Raw genomic sequence first — 724 nt, 5'->3', positions numbered from 1 at the left:
TTCAATCAGCATCGGCCATTGTAGGCACACAGATTGTGGCAGGGGGGTGTCTTCGCAGTGTGGGATAAACTTGCCGTTGCCAATCACGAAGGGCTGATCCAAAAAGCGATTATGGTCGCCTTCGTCGTTCCTCACGATCCGCGTTGGAAGATGGCTTTCGAAGATGAAGCCAAGGCAATCAAACATGCCTTCGCGAACGCGCCAGTCGATGTGCACCACATCGGAAGCACAGCGATCCCTGGCATCTTAGCTAAACCGATAATCGACCTTCTTGGCATCGTCGCCACACTCGCTGATGCGGATGCAAAAGCTAGCGCTCTCGAAAGCCTTGGGTTTGAGGCCATGGGTGCCTACGGCATTGCAGGCAGGCGCTACTTTAGAAAAACTGACAGCAACGGCATTCGGACACACCATCTGCACGTTTTTGAACAAGGCTCACAGCACGTCGAACGCCACTTCGCATTCAGAGACTACCTGATCGCGCATCCGGCGGTTGCCCAAGAGTACTCCTCGCTAAAGGAACGCCTGACACAAAGCGATGCGCCTACTTGGGACGCCTATCTGGACGGAAAGGACCCGTTCATCAGCCGTGTCGAACCGCAGGCTGTCGATTGGTATCGAAAACTGAACCGGTAGGTCTTGGCTCGTTTGGGACCTTCTTCGCACCGCTGCATGTGCCAAAACTCGTCCGCTCGACACGACGGCGGGTTTTTCACCAGTATCG

1 protein-coding gene is annotated in these 724 nt (G+C 54.8%); it reads left to right on the top strand.

Annotated features, from left to right (window positions below):
- Nucleotides 1–57: 57 nt before the first annotated feature.
- Nucleotides 58–636: a GrpB family protein gene (locus Q1A53_RS23345; RefSeq protein ID WP_299971809.1), complete on the top strand. Its 579-nt coding sequence runs from the start codon at nucleotides 58–60 to the stop codon at nucleotides 634–636.
- Nucleotides 637–724: the final 88 nt, after the last annotated feature.

Source organism: uncultured Roseobacter sp. (assembly GCF_947496515.1).
In the GTDB taxonomy this organism is placed as follows: Bacteria; Pseudomonadota; Alphaproteobacteria; order Rhodobacterales; family Rhodobacteraceae; genus Roseobacter.
Note: the sequence above shows the minus strand (reverse complement) of the source record. Positions and strands in the feature narration are given on the sequence as shown.